The sequence below is a fragment of the Chryseobacterium sp. FR048 genome (assembly GCF_056844665.1).
Window position 1 is genome coordinate 151,787 of record NZ_JBXDSE010000006.1, and the last position, 16,893, is coordinate 168,679.

At 36.2% G+C, this 16,893-nt stretch carries 12 protein-coding genes; 4 read left to right on the forward strand and 8 right to left on the reverse strand.

The features are described from left to right. Positions 1-107 precede the first annotated feature (107 nt). The 3 genes from AC106K_RS17395 to AC106K_RS17405 all read left to right on the forward strand — a co-directional run bounded on the left by AC106K_RS17395 (position 108) and on the right by AC106K_RS17405 (position 2,723). Positions 108-650: a magnetosome magnetite crystal formation protein family gene (locus tag AC106K_RS17395; RefSeq protein ID WP_482446717.1), complete on the forward strand. Its 543-nt coding sequence runs from the start codon at positions 108-110 to the stop codon at positions 648-650. Between the two features lie 84 nt (positions 651-734). Beyond that, the gene (locus tag AC106K_RS17400; protein WP_482446718.1) at positions 735-1,649 is read left to right on the forward strand and encodes a hypothetical protein; all 915 of its coding nucleotides are present in this window, start codon (positions 735-737) and stop codon (positions 1,647-1,649) included. Positions 1,650-1,892: 243 nt separating this feature from the next. Beyond that, entirely contained in the window at positions 1,893-2,723 is an 831-nt protein-coding gene (locus AC106K_RS17405) for a hypothetical protein (protein ID WP_482446719.1), read from the forward strand. Between the two features lie 178 nt (positions 2,724-2,901). Here AC106K_RS17405 and AC106K_RS17410 read toward each other — a convergent pair whose 3' ends face one another. The 4 genes from AC106K_RS17410 to map form a co-directional block, all read right to left on the reverse strand. Then, positions 2,902-3,597: a hypothetical protein gene (locus AC106K_RS17410; protein WP_482446720.1), complete on the reverse strand. Its 696-nt coding sequence runs from the start codon at positions 3,595-3,597 to the stop codon at positions 2,902-2,904. 330 nt (positions 3,598-3,927) lie between these two features. Continuing rightward, the gene (locus AC106K_RS17415) at positions 3,928-5,460 is read right to left on the reverse strand and encodes a M20/M25/M40 family metallo-hydrolase (protein ID WP_482446721.1); all 1,533 of its coding nucleotides are present in this window, start codon (positions 5,458-5,460) and stop codon (positions 3,928-3,930) included. Positions 5,461-5,560: 100 nt separating this feature from the next. Next, on the reverse strand, positions 5,561-6,133 hold the full coding sequence (locus tag AC106K_RS17420) for a hypothetical protein (protein WP_482446722.1): 573 nt from the start codon (positions 6,131-6,133) through the stop codon (positions 5,561-5,563). Positions 6,134-6,246: 113 nt separating this feature from the next. Continuing rightward, positions 6,247-7,011, reverse strand: coding sequence for a type I methionyl aminopeptidase (map, locus tag AC106K_RS17425; protein ID WP_482446723.1), 765 nt, complete (start codon positions 7,009-7,011; stop codon positions 6,247-6,249). Between the two features lie 566 nt (positions 7,012-7,577). On the opposite strand from map, the gene AC106K_RS17430 reads away from it, so the two are divergent. Beyond that, on the forward strand, positions 7,578-7,988 hold the full coding sequence (locus tag AC106K_RS17430; RefSeq protein WP_482446724.1) for a helix-turn-helix domain-containing protein: 411 nt from the start codon (positions 7,578-7,580) through the stop codon (positions 7,986-7,988). Positions 7,989-8,344: 356 nt separating this feature from the next. On the opposite strand, the gene AC106K_RS17435 is transcribed toward AC106K_RS17430, so the two are convergent. The 4 genes from AC106K_RS17435 to AC106K_RS17450 form a co-directional block, all read right to left on the reverse strand. After that, complete coding sequence (locus AC106K_RS17435; RefSeq protein ID WP_482446725.1) at positions 8,345-8,737, reverse strand: hypothetical protein; 393 nt, start codon at positions 8,735-8,737, stop codon at positions 8,345-8,347. Next, positions 8,734-12,393 carry a DUF6443 domain-containing protein gene (locus tag AC106K_RS17440; protein ID WP_482446726.1) on the reverse strand — a complete coding sequence of 1,220 codons (3,660 nt, stop codon included), beginning with the start codon at positions 12,391-12,393 and terminating at the stop codon, positions 8,734-8,736. The genes AC106K_RS17435 and AC106K_RS17440 overlap by 4 nt, the downstream gene beginning before the upstream one ends. Before the next feature lie 70 nt (positions 12,394-12,463). Next, complete coding sequence (locus tag AC106K_RS17445; protein ID WP_482446727.1) at positions 12,464-15,208, reverse strand: hypothetical protein; 2,745 nt, start codon at positions 15,206-15,208, stop codon at positions 12,464-12,466. A 10-nt stretch (positions 15,209-15,218) separates the two neighbouring features. Then, complete coding sequence (locus AC106K_RS17450) at positions 15,219-16,844, reverse strand: T9SS type A sorting domain-containing protein (RefSeq protein WP_482446728.1); 1,626 nt, start codon at positions 16,842-16,844, stop codon at positions 15,219-15,221. Positions 16,845-16,893 lie beyond the last annotated feature (49 nt).

Below are 16,893 nucleotides of genomic sequence, written 5' to 3' on the forward strand. Positions count from 1 at the left end.
CAATTGATCTGTTCAGAAATACAGATTTTCTACTAGGATAGTATTTGCGTATCGTTTTTTGGTAAATTAGCATCTCAATACTCTTTGTAAAATCATAACTTCTGATCATGGGGAATCAGGTAAAAGCTCTGAGAGAAAAGAAAAATATGACTCAAAACGAGCTTGCTGAAAAGGCAAAAATTTCTTTACGAACCGTTCAGAGAATCGAGGCTGGAAATGCATTGAAAGGCTTTACTCTGAATTCTCTTGCTCTGGCGTTGGAAAGCCTACCGGAAGAACTGCTAACTACTACCGAAAGCCGTACTGATATTTCAAGGGCTAAAATGATTAATCTTTCAGCATTATGCGGGCTTATTTTTCCATTTGGCGGAGTCATTGTACCTGCGATGTTGACTTATAAGACAAAAGATCCTTTGAATAGAGAGTTGGGAAAAGGCATCCTTTGTATTCAGATCATTCTATCTGTTGTTCTTTCGGTAATAATGATAGCCAGTCCGTTCATTCAAAAGTTATTCATGCTTCAGTTTCCTCTTTTTATCATCCCTTTAATTCTCTTTCTAAGCCTGAAACTCTATATCATCATTAAAAACGGGATCAGTATGAATCAAAAACAAGAACTACACATTAAACTGAAAACCAACTTTTTATAAAACAAGTCATAGAACTGTCGTAAAACTGTCACCCTGTTTTCAGGTAAAAAAAGACCCAAATTTCCGAATCTTGCACAAAAAAACATGAAAGCAGGAAAGAGGATTTTATTATGTGTTTTAGAACTTCTTGTGATTGGAGTTATAGGCAGCTATTTCTATTTTGATTATAAATTTACTCCGGAGAAAAATTACCTGACCGTAGAGCATGAAAGCGGAAATATTCCGATTAAATGGCCGGATGCTAATAGAAGTGCTCTTCTTCTACCCGTTCATTTCTTAAAAGATTCAACCACATATTATCTTCAGTTTGATACAGGTGCTGTTTATACTGAATTTTACAGTCCGGCTGTAGACCATTTAAAAGGAGTTTCAATCCGAAACGGATGTGCCGTATCTTCTTTTTATATTGGAAAAACAAAGATCTCTTCTGATAAGATCAAGGTTACCAATACCGGGAAGGGTTTCAGTCCCAATGATTCGGTTAAAATTATCGGAACACTGGGCGCTGACATCCTTGAAGGCAGAAAAACACTTCTCAATTTTAAAAATAATTTTATTGTTCTCAATCTATCCCGAAAACCTGAAGAATTCAGAAATCCTCTGATGGACTTCACTTTTAAAAAGAGGAAGATTGTCATTAATGGATATTTAATAGGTAAAAGAGAGCAATTTCTTTATGATTCAGGGACGAGTGCTTATGAATTACTGACCAATAAAGAAAACTGGGAAGAATTGAAACAGCCCCATTCAAAGATTGTTGTGGAAAAAGCTCAGTCGAGACCTAATATTTTAACGTCTTATACAGCCACCACTAATAAGTCCATTCAATTCAGCAATAAAAAAGTCCAATTGACAGAAGTCACTTATGTGGAAGGATTTTCACAGACTCAATATATGCTCATGAAATTTTCAGGGATGACGGGAATGCTTGGGAATAAAGTATTTCTGAACAACATCATCTATATTGATTGTCCGGAAGAAAAAATCGGAATCGAATAAACTTATCTGTATATCTATCAATACCTCTCATCAACGGCTGGTATTTTTTATTCCTAAATCTATCCCAAATCAGGTATTTATTTTGTCGTGTTTTTAAACAGTATTAAAAGATTTTGAATAAACAGGCTCATGCGTAAAGTTTCTAAATTTGTTACGACAAAGTATTCTCTCTGTGTACCAATGGCATGCCTACCCATAGTATGGTTTCGCAGGCATTTTAAATTAATCATAAAGCAGTTATCCATGATGTTGAGCATAAAGAAAATTTTTATCGGAATATTTTTACTGGCTGGTTTGGGAACAGCTGTAAAAGCCCAGATCAGTCCACCCGGATTAGGAGATGCCAAAACAGCTTTCTGGTCAGCTTTTGGAGTAAAACGTCAACTGGATTCTCTGGATAAGAAACAGTCACTGAGCTATATTGCCATAGGGCGTAAAAGCAGCCCGGATAATGATAATCTGTTTGCAAAGCAGGCCATTTTTGTCCTGAACCATGAGGTTTACCATTCTTTTGCGCCTCACCAGCAATACAGCTATGCGATCAGCTACCGCCGACAGCCTCAATATGAAAGTGAAGCTCCTTATGATAAAGAAAATACGGAGCAGGAATTCAGATTATACGGAAGATATGCCTATACTTTTAATCTTGGGAGTCAGTTTAAGCTGAAAAATACAGTCCGACAGGAATTCAGAAAGTTTTTTGACGCAGATTTTCATAAAGTGGAAGAAGATTTCCAATTGCGGACCCGTATCAAAAGCCAGCTGACCTATAATTTATCTCCTAAAAACAATCAGAAACTGGCAATAAGTGCTGAAGCCCTGTTTTCCATCAGCCACCTTAATGAGCCCACCTCTGAATGGAATTCTTTCGGGTACCGGGAAATGCGTATTGCTGCTTATTATATGTTTAATATTCCTCACTCCCCTTTTACTGTAGATATAGGGTATATGGATGACCTGATCAGAGGCAGCCGAAGCATTCATCATGGCGGAGTACATTACCTTGCTGCTGATTTGATCTGGAATATTCCTTATAAAAAGAAAGTGACAGCTAATCAGGACTACCTTGACTAGAATAGAGCTGGAAGATGGAAGCCAGAGGTTGGAAGTTATGATAGACATTCATATTGATCATAGTCGTAGAATTTGATCAAACAGCATAAAAAAATCCCGGTCAGAACGATCGGGATTTTATTTGGAAAATGTAAAATCTTCCGACAATATAATTAGTATGAATGTATGGTGTAAAATTTTAATTGCACAAAGTCAGAAACTGGCGGCTCATTTGTACTTTGAATTGAGCATCTGCCCTTGAGTGTCTGTAAATAGAATGTTCAAAGGCTTTCATTGTTTTCAGTTTCTGATCAATATATTCCGCAATATCCACAACGGAAAAAATAAAATCCCTGTACAGCATCATATTTACGACCTGACCGTAATAAGGCAGATAAGCTTTCAAAAAAGGAAGTACTTTCTGATGACGGTTGTAGCTGATACAATAGCCCACTCCCTCTACTGAAGTGACAATATCATAATCATTGACATAATCCTGGATATTTTTACTTCCGTCTAAAGCATTTTTGTTTTTTGAGCAATATTTATTGATTTTATCCAGAATATGCTGGGCATACTCCATCATTGAAATGTTTTTAAATTCAAATACCTGGTTGAGGCCTTTTTGGGATGCAGATTCTTTGTTATAATGATTACAGAAAGAGATTCCGATTCTTTCATGATAAGGAAAAAAGCAGTCTTTCACTTCAATAAAGGCATCTGCCTGCAGCTTATCTTCTGCAAAATTGTAGTATAGATAAGGGCTGTACAAAGCGACAAGCGCTTTCAGATAATCTATTTCGCTTGTATTATGATATTCTTCAAACCATTTCTCAAGGTTGTCGTAATAATGGCTTTCAAAGTCTTTAAAGTTTAAGTAAAGTGGCAATTCCATAGCTCTGTAATTTTGATGAAACAAAGCTATTACCGTAATGCGACAAAACTTGACGTGTTATATTTTTTTCTCCTCAGCTATAATATATTGATGTAGAGATAAGATTGAAAGGTGGATTTTAAGAATGAAACGCAACGTTCACAAGGGTTATTTATTCGACCTGCTATGCTTTGTTCGCAAAGGCATTTCATTTAGCCAAGATATACTATTGAGAATGACCGAGTGAAATTTTAGAAAGCTTTAAATATTCCAAAAAAACTTTGTGGACCTGCATTATTTATCTGTGTTAAAAAAATTTACAAGTGAAGCGAATTGACAATTCACCATTTGCTATTTATCATAATTCTTCATTAGATACTCGAAGTAATGAATCATCTTAAGATAGTTTTCTATGCTGAGATATTCATTGGTACTGTGAATACTTTGCTGTTCTGCACTGTTGATTTTAATAGGCATAAAGCGGTATACATTTTTGCTGACAATTTCATATTTCCCAGCATCGGTTCCGGCCATCGTAAGATATGGGGTAACAATAGCTCCCGGATGGATTTCTTTGACCCCGGCTTCTATCAATTTAAATGCTTTTGTATTGGTAGGTGATATTGCAGAGGCTTCTCTTGTATTATCGATCTCTTCGACCTCTACATCAAAACCTTTGGTGGCTTCTGCAATGTGATCACGAACATCTTTTACTGAATTTCCGGGAAGCAGTCTGAAGTTGACCACAAATTCCACTTCGGGAGAAAGTACGTTTGTACCATCGCTTCCTTTCATCATAGTTAAAGCTGTAGTAGTTCTTACCAGCGCATTGGTTGTATTGTTTTTGGTAAGTTTTGATATAAGGACCGGTTTTAAAAGCCACTGATTCGCCAGAGCAAGTCTTGTTGTAAATGGCATTTCACCACCGATATTATTAAAAAATTCCTTGATCAGCGGAGTGATGACAGGTTTCATCTGATGATCTTCTAACCGCTGCATGATAACGGCTGCTTTTCCGATAGCGCTTTCCATAGGAGGCATAGAGGAATGCCCGCCAAGTCCTTTTACTTTTATTTTTGCGGAGAGAAAGCCTTTTTCAGCACATCCTACTACGGCTACATCGGTATCTATTCCTGCCACATTTCCTTTTCTCATGATCAGTCCGCCTTCATCATATACTGCATCAAATTTTAATCCTTTTTTCTTAAAGTAATCTGCAATCTGGATGGCTCCTTTCTGACCACCCACTTCTTCATCAAACCCAAAGGCAAGATAAATATCCCGTTGAGGCGTAAGTTTATTTTTGATCAGACTGTTCATTGATTCCAGTAGTGAAAAAAGCATTCCCTTCATATCGATTGCTCCTCTTCCGTAAATTCTTCCATTAGCTACAGCTCCTGAAAAAGGAGCAAAATCCCAATCTTCGGCAACTTTTGAAACGGGATCTAGCGGCTTATCATCCGGACGGAAAATATTGCCTGTATTATTCTTAATATCTGCATCTCCGGGAGGCACTACATCCATATGGGAAAGAAACAAAATAGGTTCAAGTGCAGGATTGCTTCCTTTAAGTCTGAACACCAATCCGTACTGATTTACCTCAACATTTTCCGTATGTTGAAATACCAGGGGATAAGAAGTCTTTAAATAGGTTTTAAACTGATCAAACGGGGCATAATCGAATGTTCCCAGACTGCCTGTAGAAACGGTAGGAATTTTGATTCCTCCTGACAAACGCATTACAGCTGAGTCATTTTTTACAGGTTTCCATCCTTCTCCTGATCCAAGGGTATTTTTCTTGAAAGGATATCTATAGGTTTTGATCAGCACTATGGCAGCGATAATAATCAGAACACCTAAAACAGCTAAGAGTACTTTTTTCATATCGATAAATTTGTAGCGGTTGGCGTTTCACAAATATAGAAAACAAATAGTCTATAACCGAATTAAAGATCAGCTATTTCCTCTGTTTCTTGATAAAATGCTATAAGCCGTTCCACAAACCGGCATTAAGCTCGAAAAACAGTTTATCGTTTTCAAGCTTGAATTTATCTGCAGTCTGCTTTTTCGGATTATTCAGAGCCATCAGTCTCACGACTCCTTTTTCTTCCTGTTTATACACCTCAATAATGTCATGCCCGTTGTGCTGATAGTGGTAAAGCAATCCACCCGGCATTTCTTTTTCAGGATTTTTGGAAGGAAAACCTTTTTTGATGTCTTCCAGTGTTTTTCCTGCGTAATAAAATCCAAGAATATTGTTGTAAATGCTTGTAGGGGTATAGGTAAATAAAATTTGTGAAGACGGTTTGTCTTTGAGATTCTTAAGCATATCTCCAATTTCTTTGTTGGTGAAAAAAATAAATCTTTTATCCGTCTTATCAAACACATAATCTCCATAGAAACTGAAATTCAGGTTGCCATCCTGAAAAGACAGTTTTTTTGTATTATTTTCTGAATCGGGCAATGAATCTGTATGAATCGTCTTAATATAGCTTGTACATGAAAAAGCACAAAATATAAGGCTAGCCATACAGAATTTGAATATTTTTCTTTTCATAGGGTATCGGATATAAAACAAATATATATTTTTTACTTTTCACCACCTATATCATACATAAAAAGCCTTCCTACATTGAGAAAGGCTTTGTATTTATAAGCATTAAAAACAAATCAGTTCAGAATTTCATTCATTCTGGTCAGGATAATAGGCTTTCCGTCTGTCACGACAATAGTATGCTCGTGCTGCGCCATGTATCCGCCTTTGTTTCCAACCATCGTCCAGCCATCTTCAAGTTCTACTGCAAGGCTTGAATCTGTAGAAATAAAGGTTTCAATCGCCACTACAGAATTTTTCTTGAAACGTCTGGTATCAAAGCGGTTTCTATAATTGAGCAATTCATCGGGTTCTTCATGCAGGCTCCTTCCTACTCCATGTCCACAAAGGTTTTTGATGACTTTCAATCCTCTTTTCCTGGCTTCAGTTTCCATCAGGAATCCTATATCTGCAATCTTTACGCCTCCTTTTATATGATCGATCGCTTTCTGTAAAATATCTTTAGAAGCATCCACCAGCTTCTGATGTCCGTGAATGTCTTTTCCAATAATGAAAGAACCTCCGTTATCAGCCCAATATCCGTCAAGTTCTGCAGAAACATCAATATTGATCAGGTCTCCTTCTTTCAACACTCGCTGATCAGTCGGAATTCCGTGACAGAATTCTTTATCCACGCTGATACACGTCCAGCCTGGAAATCCGTACGTCAGATAAGGTGCGGATTTTGCGCCAAAGTCTGAAAGAATCTTTGCTCCGTATTCATCAAGATCTTTTGTTGTCATGCCCGGTTTCGCATACTCAGTCATTGCCTTCAAAGTATAGGCAACAGCTTCGCTTATTTTCTGCATTCCGGTCATCTGCTCTTCGGTAGTTATTGACATCTGTTTTTTATTATTGATTACTACAAAGTTAGGGAATTAAAATATTCTGATACGATTTGTTTTAATTATTAAAATTCATATACCAAAAAACGAGATTATCAGGTTCTTTATATCATTCTCCCCCCTTCACCAACCCCCTCTACCCCCTTGGGTAAGGGGGTATACCCGGTTATATGACGGGCTAGAGGATATTCATTAACGGTCTCCAGCCACTTTGATAAGTGGGTACAGGAACTTATAGAAGGGTCTGGAGACCGTTAATGAAGTAGTTGCAGGCTGTTCTAAAGGGGCTCCAGCCACTTTATCAAGTGGCTGGAGAGACTTACAATAGTGTTTGAAGCCGTATTCTAAGTAGCTAGAGACAATTTATGAAATGGTCATAGCTACTTAATGACCGGCTGAGGAGACTTGCTGAAGTGGCAGTAAGCACCTCCGAAGCTGTTGAAGACCGTTTATAAAACAGTTCCCGACCCTTTAATAAATAGGGCAGGATATTTTACCGGATATTTTTTAACCTTTACTTTACAGAATGTATTATCTTTGAATCTTCACAAATTGATTAAAGAATGGACTACAAAATACATCAGGGAAGAAATGTAAAACGTTTCAGAGAAATGCTGGGAATAAAGCAGGAAGCATTAGCGCTTGATCTTGGCGACGACTGGAACCAAAAGAAAGTCTCTTTACTTGAACAGAAAGAAACCATTGAAAACCAGCTACTGGAAAAAATATCCGAAGTATTGAAAATTCCTGTAGAAGCTTTTCAAAATTTTGATGAAGAACAGGCTATAAATATTATTTCGAATACATTTAATATTGATAAAGATGCTTACATAGGAAACTCCCAACCTACTTTCAACATCAATCCTATTGAAGAAATTAAAAAACTTCACGAAGAAAAAATCGCTTTATATGAACGTATGCTGAAGGAAAAGGATGAAATGATGAGCAGACTGGAAAAACTGCTTGATAAGTAAGAACTTCTGAGTTATAAACTTCCAATAAAATAAATAAGAAGCCGCCTCACAACTGAGACGGCTTTTTTTATTTGTGGACACGAGCGAGACGTTTGTGCCAGCCGAGGGGAAGAATACTGCTTAATCAGTTATTCATTTTATATTTTTCAAAACTATTTATTGAAAATATATTGTTAATACAAAACCCCTGCATTTTGCAAGGGTTTTTATGTTATTCACCACACGATACAATCGTGCGGGAGCGGAGAGAAATATCTCAATTTTTTTAAATTTAACAAGCCCTTACAAAAAAGTAAGAACTTGTTGTTTATTATGGTACGAGCAAGATGCTCACACCAGCAGGAAAGAAGGAATAATTATTTATGTACTGTTAGCCCAATATAAAAACCTACAGCTACAAATAAAGGAAGAGAAATAATAATATAGATGATCAATAAAATATCTGAAATTATTCTTTTACTCTTACTAAAATCCTGTATTCGTTCTTTAATATTTTCATAAGAAGTATATTTCCAATATCTCAAGCCAATTAATATAATGATTGGTAAACAATATAATACTAAAAAATATTTGTTTGAAGGTCCCAGATTCATATTAAAAAAATGCTTCAATATAATAATTAAGAATACTAAATTCCAACAGGGCAAGCCACAAGTCATTATAACTCCATAGCCTTTTTCTGCTCCATCCTTATTAAAATATCGATACAAATTTGTAAGTTGATAATATAAATAATCTATTAAAATCATTTTTTGAAACTGTTTAAATATTCTCCTAAGTTATAGCCTTGATCATCCAAATGTTGTCCAAGATCTTGTCCTGTAGTTACTATAGATATAGTATTTAAAATAAAATATCCTCCTGCTATTCCTTGTGTAATCCCTGTTGGTGTTGCAGCTAATATAGACATCGTTGTATCTAAAGTATTAGATGTTGTAATACCATTTTGAGCCATATCATACACCCCTGCCGCAACACCAACAGCTCCCATAGCAGTACTAAAATATTTTGCCCCATTAGCAAATTTCAATGCTTTACCTACATTTATTTCTTTAAATGGTAATCTTTTTGATAGCAGTGTTTTTCCAAGTATCTTTTTTTCAAAGTATAATGCAGTAGTTGAATATGCTGGAGCTTTCCCATATAAAGATGAAGCATTATCAGCTCCAGCTTGAAATAGTTTCGCTATTGTAAAACCATATCCAGCATACTTATTCATATTCCTTGCAAGCCCATGAGCATCTGTTTCATCATCATAATAATTATTATAATTCTTTTTAAATGTCAAAACATGTGCTATCATCTCCTGCGCAGTATTAGCATTCCCCAGTTTCCCCCCTGTCCAATAGGTTATACTAAGACCTGAAAGAGATCCTCCATTTTTAAAATAATTGAACAAAGTAACAGCGTCATTATCTTTAAAAACAGGGCCTCCGCCACCACCTTCGCCAGGGTTTCGTCCTAAAAATTCATTCATAAGCATTCGAGAACGTCCCATATCTCTAAAAGGATTAGAATATCCTGAAGTATCAATATGTCCGTTTTCATCCATCCATCTTCCATCAGGATCTCTCATCGAAACAGGGTTATTAGCTACATATGCAAACGGACTGGTAGAAACATATGATTCTGACAATTGATCCATCCCATTCCATCTTCCTAAATCTGGTAAATATTGTCGCCACCCATAATCAAACATTCCTGTTTCCTGAAGCTCCTTAGTATTGTATTTATAGCTATAATAACTTCCGAAGTTAGCCGTACTAAATTGTCCTGAGATATGGTTTAGACCAAAAGGATAATAGTTGTTTGTATCAGTAATTTCAGGGGCACCTGCTCCGTTTTTAGTAAAACTTACCCTGATATTCCCAAGGTGGTCTTTATATTGGTAAATATAACGATTTTCTGCAAAACTATACACTCCCTCAGCAGTAGCCACAAAATCTAATTTCCATTCTGGAGTAGATGGTAATCCAGGGCCTATGATGCCTTTATAAGCTTGTTGTTCATATGCATTTTCGGTTCTGCATTCCAGGCAAATTCCACCACCTTCAAAATAACTATATTGAAAACCATCTAGGTAATCTGTCATACTGGTACTTACTGAACCTCTTGGCGGTGCACTTGAATAAGATTTACGAAGCTTTGTTCCATCTGCACGGTAAAGATAACTTATATAACTATTTGAAAACTGTCCAAACGGACCTTTTTGCTGAATACCCACCTGGTTCGTCAGATTCAGATAATTATAATTCATAGACTGAATACCTTTATCCAGCATATCTTTCATATTTCCGTTCAAGTCATAAGAAATAGTATTGTTTCCTCCTTCATATCCGGTGTCATTCAGTGCATTTTCAGTGACTTTCGTTAAACGGTTTCCAGTATATTCATATACCAGATCATCCACTTGAGTTGCTGTTGTACCTGTTACCAGAAACGCATTCCTTTTTAAGGTTTTAATGTTTCCATTCGGGTCGTAGGTCAGATACTCATTATAATTGTTGTTGAATGGCGTAGTTGCATTCGGTTCAGAATATATAGCATCTTTTAATCTGTTCAACCTGTCATACGTATAGTTATAGCGCTTTAACACATCTTCTGAAGCATTCTTCCAGTCCATTTCGGCAATGATCCCGGTATATCTTCCTGGTGCTATACTGGCATTAACAGGATTACTATATTTCAATTCATATCCAAACAATTTTCCGTTAAGATTGGAAGGATCATTAATCTTCGTTAGCCAGCCTCTGATATTATAATTGTAATCTATACTTTGTAGCGGCTGGGCAATATTTGTTCCACCCAGCTTTTTATTTTTTAACTGAGAAAGTTCATTATATTGGTTTTGCACCAAAATTTCTTCAGGATTGGTATCGATCTGGTGTTTATGAACCAATAACCTGTTTTGCCCATCATAGGTAAATGTTTGAGTGATTACTTTTTCAGAATCTGTTGCCAGCCTTTTGTGATAGGCCTTAGTTTGTTTGGCTGCTCCTGCAAAATCAAGAGCAGACTCAGTCTTAGTATAGCCGCCCAAATGATTGATCGTGTAAGTCCCTATAGATCTTCCTTTAAGATCATAGTACATATAATTTTTTGTCCAGTTATCATCCTCTATGTTCTTTACAAAGCTCATCACAGGAAGCCCTTTGGTACTTTTGGCTCCTGATGGAGCTTCTTTTAATACAGATTCTCCTTGTATGGCAGTGGGAAAAGATGGATTAAAAGAATAAACCGGATAAGTATCGTAATAGTTTAATGATAATAAGGTTATCCATTTCGTTGAATTAGGATATGTAGCATCCTGATTTCCATAATAAACCTCCATACCCTGCCTTTCAAACAAAGCGGTAGATAGCCTGTTAACATTATTGGAGCCATAGCTATTCGCTATTTCCTGTTCCTGTAATCTTCCAGCCCCTGTAGAAATTCCGGTAATTGCCACTCTTCCAAACTGGTCATATTTTGTATATCCCCATTGCCCTTTCTCTCTTAGGTTAGCATCCTGGGTAGCTACAATTCTGTCCTGTTTATCATAAACAAAATATTCCCAACCTTTACCAGGAAGCTTTTTTTCAACCTGACGTCCCCAGGTATCATACCGATATTGGTAACAAAGATCATTCAGAAGATCATCTGTAATAGATTTATGAAGGGTATTAGGAGGAAGTATAAATGCCAATTGTCCATACTCGTTATAAACATAGTAAGTATCTACCTGCTCAGAAGCGCTTAGCATTTTCCTGATCAATACAACTTGTCCTTTTCCATTTTTAAATTCTACAGTTCGAATCCCATCTTCATCTGTTATAGCATTTTTAAATAATTGATTAGGAAGATAAGCTTGGTCAGAAGATGGTAAACTCAATGTATTTTTTGTAACCCCATTTTCCCAAACAGTAGTCACAATGTATTTATAAACTTCGTTGTTTCCATTAGTGTCATACTCAAATACTACAGGTTTGGTATTCCAATCATTTCCAATCTGCTTTTGTTCTAAAACCCGCTGTAATGGAGAGTTTTCCAGAATTGTTTCAGTATAGGTTTTTTCTCCGGAATAGATATTGGTTACATCAGCAACAGGATAAGGAGCCATACCCTGAGTTTGGGAATAAATCGCTCCATTAGATGTAGAATTCTGAGGAACGGGAAGATAATTTCTGGTCTGTCTTCCCTGATCATCATATACAATAGGAGTTACGATATCTTTTCCCAAAGGAGTTGCTTTGACATTCACAACCTGTTTGGCTCTTCCCAAAAGATCAAAGTATTGTACCGTTTCTATTTTTTTGGTACAGTCTTCATTCAGACAGTTTGTCGTAGATATATAATTTTCAGTTGTCGTTGTCTGGGCATTTGAAAGACCTGCAGACAATAAACCGATTAGTATTAGTTTTTTCATCTTATTAAGATATTAGAAATTAGAAATTAGAGTGATAAGTTCTTATATTAAAAATTCTCATCCTCTATAATCAATGTCCTGTATTATACTGGTATTTCTTAAGCAGCTTTCCGTTTTCATCTTCTATTTTTTCCAATCGTCCTGCAGTATCATATTGATAAATGGCACGGATTCCCGTAGGAGGAGTCGTCATTTTCATCTTTGCTAAAGAATCATACACATAGGTTGTGATCTGATAATCTTTCAAATTGGTATTATTTCTAAAAGTATCAAGAGCCATCTGAAGATCTTGTTCCGAAATAACTGTTGCATTGGATTTTGATATAATATCGGCTAAATAGGGAGCAATCTGATCGTAAGTTGCACCTTCTACTTTAGCTATAAGCTGCGTTTGATTATATCCCCAAACCATTGAAACAGGGGTACCGCTTTTAGTGGTGTATTGTTCTAAATTTCCTTTAGTATCATATCGGTTGAAAGTCAATTCAGAAGTCGCCATATTTTGAAGATCATAAGATATAACAGAAGACGGATATTTATTTCCCGGATTCTCATATTTAGTTTCTGTTCTTGCCATTATTTTTCCAGGATCAGAGCTATCTTTCTTTATTACAGAAGTTGTTTCTAAAGGTTGTCCAACCATATTGGAACTTAGCAATTTCTGATTATTTTTCTCTAATGCATACTGATATTTTGTTTCCTGAACACTGCCATCAAAAGAAGTTGCCCGCTCCAGATTAGGTTTATTGTTGTGCGTGTTTCTGAAGACTTCATTCTTTGTCTCTATTACTCCTGAATTGAGGTAACTTTTGGAGGTTACTTTATCGTTCTTTATCCATGATGTTTTTACCTTTAGTGAAGATAAAGTATAAATAGGACCATCAAATTCTTCTATGGTATAATCAAATAAATCCTCAGATATTTTTTGATTCGACGCATTATAAACTTCTTTTTTATCAAGAAGTCCTTCGCGTGTAAGGTTATAATTTGGCCAGAATTCTCCTTGTTGAGGATAAGCATCCGGTGCTTTAAAATAATATTTAGTATATCCTGTATTGTTTCCATTGGAAACCTTTACATTTTTGTAAATTCTTGTATCTTGCACTGAAAAATCGCTGGAAACTCCGGGATCATCAAACTTATCATATTCATATTCTTCTATTTTTGCCGGTGTAGGAGGATTAATAGGGTCTATAGCAGAAGCATTATAATATTTAATATTTTTAATCCTTGGCGGACCTGTTATATTACGCTCTTTAACTGTTATCTGAGTAGCAGGTCCATCCCCTTCACGCCATATCTGAACCACAGCAGGCTCACTTAATGTAGAAGTAGGACATGATATATCATTACAATATAAATCAAGATAATATTCTCCAGGCTCAAATGCTCTGCTTTGTACATATTCAAAACCAGGAACCGGTTCTACAGGCTCACCTAAACTATGTGAAATTACAAATGAATTCCCTTGTTTTTTCCAGAATTGAATCGCCCAGGAAAAAGCGGATACTTGTCCAATTCCTGAAGCATCTATATCTAAAGTTTTAGCATCTGTTAAGGTAAAAGCATATCTTCTTTGCCCATTCGCTTTTGTGAATGAAATATCAGTAAGAAGTACTTTAGGAATAGGAAGCGTTTCTATTCTTTCAGTATCCACCGTCGGAAAACCAAAATTATATTCAATAATACCACGTGTTGGCAATTGAATCTTTTTCAACTCCGAAATATGACTATCTATTAATTCGTTATTTCGACCGAGATAAGATATATTTTCATAAGTAAATGCATATTTTTCAATAGTCGCTCCATTCTTATCTATTTGACTGAAAGAATTTAAATACCGTAAAAGCCCCTGAGAGTTACTTGCTATTTTATAAGAATAATCAAAAGTATATTTTTTAACAAAAACATTATTCGCAGTCTTTAATATAATATTGTTAATTGCAAATATGTCATTGTACTGAGCATACACTTCATTTTTATCGTAATTAATTTCAATAATACCGCGTCCTTTTACCTCTATGCGGGTTAATTTGTTGGATTCTGCATCAATAATCTGATTTCCTGAACCAGGAGCATATTTTAAATCCCGTAAATAAGTATACTTTACCAGTTCCTGATCATTTTCATCAAGAATCGAGGAAAGATAAAAGGCACTTCTATATTTCTGATCAGCAAACTGCGGCCCGAAAGGACGATCAGCTTTCCACACAGTCATCTGGTTAATATCATAATCTCTGAAAACATATTTAGTTCCTGTTTCACTTATTACAGTGAAGGAATCTAAAATAAGAGTTGCCTGGTTAGCAGATCGCTGATATTCTACTTTAGAAGTATATGGTGTAAGTTTCACAATACTAAATGTATTATTTACAACATCTCTGATAATCTTAAATTTCCCTGACTCTTCAGGAGTATTGAAGTTATAGATATCATTAAATTCATTTTTAATATAAAAATTATAACTACTATCATCAAATGATTCATCAAAGTCTCCCACGACCTCTCTGGAGACAATCCCTCCTCCTAAAAATGACCATCCTCTTCCTACTTCACTCACCCATTCATCATCAGAGGTATTACCGGCATGATAACTAATTCCCAAATTAATACTTACAGGCTTATTTCCCGTTCCAAGATTAATTAAAGGATAAGAAATATCCGGTATCCCAGTTTGTATCGAAACAGGCATTGTACTATAAGTAGATAAACCTGCTGCCGAAGGAGTGGACCGTGTAATTTCAATATTTGCGCTTTGCCCGGTATATAAAGTATAATATAAAATACATACCAGTAATAGCAATGTTTTTTTCATGGTTCTTAATTTATTTTTTAATCAGCTTTGCATTCGCTGTTTTATTATTATCCGTTTTGATCGTCACCAGATAAGCCCCCTGCACCAAAGCCTGAGTATTAATCTTCGTAACATTGTTCTTTGTTTTCAAACTCTGAAGTTGTCTTCCACTCATATCATACAATAGAATATCCGCCTCCTTAAAATCAAAACCGATTTCTACATAAGCATAATCAGATACAGGGTTCGGATAAATCTTGATGTCTTGTTTTTCGATCAACTGATTAACTTGCTTGTCTCCTAGCTTTACAATCTTCCAGTTTTCCTTTCCAAGTTCTGTTGCACTCGTTCCGGCTAAAATGATAGAGCCATCTCTGTTCAACTTCAAATCTGAAAGCCTTTCTTCTCTCTGTCTTGATTCTCCTGTTACATGTTTTCTCCACTGCTCATTGCCGTTCTGATCCAGATACAGCATCCAGAACGTTTCATCATCTTTCTCTATTCTTCCTTCCGCCTGGGTATAACCACCTAAAAGAATTCCTTTGGAAGATTTGTCATCAGAAGAATGGATTACACTCATTCCCATCAAAACATCACGGTTTTTGAAGTTGTAGGATTTCTGCCACTGTTCTTCTCCTCTTTCATTCAGAGAAATCAGCCAGAGATCTGTTCCTTCTTCAATGCCTACAGTTTTATTTCCTGATCTTTCTGATCTGGACTCTCCACCAATAATATATCCGGTTGAAGTCAGGGCTAAAGTTCTGATATGATCATCTCCTTTTCCGCCATAGTTCTTCTCCCATTCTACTTTTCCATTTTTGTCAAGTTTGACGATCCAGTAGTCGCCTTCACCGAAGTTGCTGCTTTGTTTGGAGGTGGCAGATGTTAGGTTGCGGGTAGTAGTACTTTCGGTTGAGGATTTACTTTCAGGGTTTCTTACTCCTGAACCTGTATCACGAACCTCGGAACTTCGGGAATAAATTCCCAGTAATGCCCCACCGTCTTTCGTTGGAATCATTTTTTCAACTTCATCGAGACCTTTTCCACCTAAAATAAGCTGTGAAAGTTCTTTTCCATCTTTATCAAGTCTTGTAATCCAGACATCTTTAGAGCCATAACCTTTAGATGAATTCTGTACATTTCCGGCCACAAAAAATCCTAAATCGATCGTTTGAATCACTGATCTTGCCTCTTCATCAGAAGAAGTACCCAAGGTTTTCTGCCATAATTCATCGCCAAATTCATTGATTCTGATCAGCCAGATGTCCGATCCACCTTTAGAATCCTCTTTTTTATCCAGACCTTTTCCGGAATAAGAAGTTCCGGCAAGAAGGAATCCGCCATCCTGAGTGGTAACTGTTGCTGATAAATAATCATGATTTTGCCCTGAGAAATACTTTTCCCAGACTTCATCTCCTTGTTGATTAAGTTTTACCAAATGGAAATCGTAGCCGTTGTTTTGCTTACTGCCTGAAGCCTGTTGCTTATCGCTTTGAATAGAGCTTCCTGTGATCAGATATTGTTGATCGATTGTGGTGGTAACCTGGCTTAGAAAATTCTGAGTGGAGGATTTGATGTCTTTCTGCCATACCACTTCCTGGGCAGACAAGCCCAAGACCGTGCATAAAGTGAATGCACCCATGTAGAGTTTTTTCATTAATTATGTTTTTAAATATTGGAATTTAATACTTTAAGAAATTATCAGT

What these genes read in the sequence shown, in the direction of transcription:
- AC106K_RS17450 (WP_482446728.1), bottom strand. Translation starts at nt 16,844, where the DNA reads ATGAAAAAACTCTACATGGGTGCATTCACTTTATGCACGGTCTTGGGC.
- AC106K_RS17440 (WP_482446726.1), bottom strand. Translation starts at nt 12,393, where the DNA reads ATGAAAAAACTAATACTAATCGGTTTATTGTCTGCAGGTCTTTCAAAT.
- AC106K_RS17420 (WP_482446722.1), bottom strand. Translation starts at nt 6,133, where the DNA reads ATGAAAAGAAAAATATTCAAATTCTGTATGGCTAGCCTTATATTTTGT.
- AC106K_RS17395 (WP_482446717.1), top strand. Translation starts at nt 108, where the DNA reads ATGGGGAATCAGGTAAAAGCTCTGAGAGAAAAGAAAAATATGACTCAA.
- AC106K_RS17415 (WP_482446721.1), bottom strand. Translation starts at nt 5,460, where the DNA reads ATGAAAAAAGTACTCTTAGCTGTTTTAGGTGTTCTGATTATTATCGCT.
- AC106K_RS17445 (WP_482446727.1), bottom strand. Translation starts at nt 15,208, where the DNA reads ATGAAAAAAACATTGCTATTACTGGTATGTATTTTATATTATACTTTA.
- AC106K_RS17400 (WP_482446718.1), top strand. Translation starts at nt 735, where the DNA reads ATGAAAGCAGGAAAGAGGATTTTATTATGTGTTTTAGAACTTCTTGTG.
- AC106K_RS17405 (WP_482446719.1), top strand. Translation starts at nt 1,893, where the DNA reads ATGATGTTGAGCATAAAGAAAATTTTTATCGGAATATTTTTACTGGCT.
- map (WP_482446723.1), bottom strand. Translation starts at nt 7,011, where the DNA reads ATGTCAATAACTACCGAAGAGCAGATGACCGGAATGCAGAAAATAAGC.
- AC106K_RS17410 (WP_482446720.1), bottom strand. Translation starts at nt 3,597, where the DNA reads ATGGAATTGCCACTTTACTTAAACTTTAAAGACTTTGAAAGCCATTAT.
- AC106K_RS17435 (WP_482446725.1), bottom strand. Translation starts at nt 8,737, where the DNA reads ATGATTTTAATAGATTATTTATATTATCAACTTACAAATTTGTATCGA.
- AC106K_RS17430 (WP_482446724.1), top strand. Translation starts at nt 7,578, where the DNA reads ATGGACTACAAAATACATCAGGGAAGAAATGTAAAACGTTTCAGAGAA.